Origin of the sequence: Micromonospora sp. CV4 (assembly GCF_003667455.1) — a bacterium.
GTDB lineage: Bacteria > Actinomycetota > Actinomycetes > Mycobacteriales > Micromonosporaceae > Micromonospora.
Genome location: NZ_RCVI01000336.1, coordinates 1 through 1,416 on the forward strand (window position 1 = coordinate 1; position 1,416 = coordinate 1,416).

The window sequence follows — 1,416 nt, forward strand, 5'->3', positions numbered from 1 at the left end:
ACCCCGGGCCCGCGCCCGGTCAGCCGGGCCCGGCGGTGGGCGGCGGGCCCTGCGGCGCGACGCCCGCCGGGTGCGGCCAGGCCGGCGCGCCGGTGGGCTCCTCGGGCATCAGGAACCACATGATCGGGTACGCGAACAGCGCCAGCCCGCCGGTGAGCAGGCCGCTGACTGCGAAGATCACCCGGACCACGGTGGGGTCGACGGCGAAGTACCGGCCGAGGCCGCTGGCGACACCGGCCACCATGCGGTCGGTGGTGGGTCGCCGGAGCTGCTTGTACGGGGCGTGGGGAGCGGTGGTGGTTGTCATGCCTCCACACTCCGCGCCGGCGCTCGGTTCGCCCTCGGTGACCGCCCGGATCCTTACCCTGACCGATCCCTGAGCGGGGTCAGACAGTCAGGAATCCGACTCTTTTCCGCTCCGGTAACCCGGCCCGGGGAGAATTTGGTCCCGTGACCACCATGCTGGAGCCGCTCCGCAGGATCGCGGCATACGCAGTTTGTGCTGACCCAGACGGCCGAGTGTTGCTGGTCCGTGCATCGGAGCGCTCCGGCACGCCCGGCACGTGGTCGCTGCCCGGCGGGGCGGTCGACCACGGCGAGGACCCGAACCACACGGTCGTCCGGGAGACCGCCGCGGAGACCGGCCTCTCGGTCGCCGTCTCCGGCCTGGCCGACGTGCTCGCCGACATGCGTGCCCTGCCCGAGCGCGGGATCACCATCCACACCGACCGGCTGATCTACCGGGTGGCCGTGCGCGGCGGCACCCTCGCGGACCGGGTCGGCGAGCGGCCCACCGACCTGGCCCGCTGGTACACCCTCGACGAGGCGCGGCAGCTCCCGCTGCGCTCGTTCACCGCCCGTGCCCTCGGTCTGCCCGCCTCCTCGGCCGACGTGGTGCCCGACGAGGCGCCGGAGTTCCCCTCCTTCTACGCGGTGCCCGGCCCCGACGGGCTGCACCGGGCGCAGCGCTTCGCCGCGTACGCGGTGTGCACCGACCCGGCCGGGCGGGTGCTGCTCACCCGGGTGTCCGACGGCTACCCGGGCGCCGGCTGCTGGCACCTGCCCGGCGGCGGCACCGACTACGGCGAGCAGCCGGGCGCGGCGCTGATCCGGGAGCTGGTCGAGGAGACCGGCCAGACCGGCCGCCTGGTCGAGCTGCTCGGCGTGGCCAGCCACCGGGACGCCGCCTCGCTCGGCCCGGAGGGCTACCCGATCGACTGGCACGGGGTCCGCGCCTTCTACCGGGTGGTGGTCGACCAGCCGAACCCGCTGACGGTGGCCGATGTCGGCGGCTCCACCTGCGAGGCCCGCTGGTTCGCCCGCGAGGAGCTGGGCGCCCTCCCCACCCACCACCTCACCGAGGTGACCGCCGAAGCAGTCCAGGCCGCCCAACTCACCTGACCCCCAACCCCCACC

General features: G+C 74.7%; 2 protein-coding genes. One reads left to right on the forward strand and one right to left on the reverse strand.

Translation table 11 applies throughout. From position 1 onward, the window contains the following. Nucleotides 1-19: 19 nt before the first annotated feature. Nucleotides 20-307 carry a PspC domain-containing protein gene (locus EAD98_RS23540; RefSeq protein ID WP_121656187.1) on the reverse strand — a complete coding sequence of 96 codons (288 nt, stop codon included), beginning with the start codon at nucleotides 305-307 and terminating at the stop codon, nucleotides 20-22. 143 nt (nucleotides 308-450) lie between these two features. On the opposite strand from EAD98_RS23540, the gene EAD98_RS23545 reads away from it, so the two are divergent. Further along, nucleotides 451-1,401 (forward strand): NUDIX hydrolase, encoded by a 951-nt coding sequence (locus EAD98_RS23545; protein WP_121656188.1) that lies wholly within the window; start codon nucleotides 451-453, stop codon nucleotides 1,399-1,401. Nucleotides 1,402-1,416: the final 15 nt, after the last annotated feature.

What these genes read in the sequence shown, in the direction of transcription:
- EAD98_RS23540 (WP_121656187.1), bottom strand. Translation starts at nt 307, where the DNA reads ATGACAACCACCACCGCTCCCCACGCCCCGTACAAGCAGCTCCGGCGA.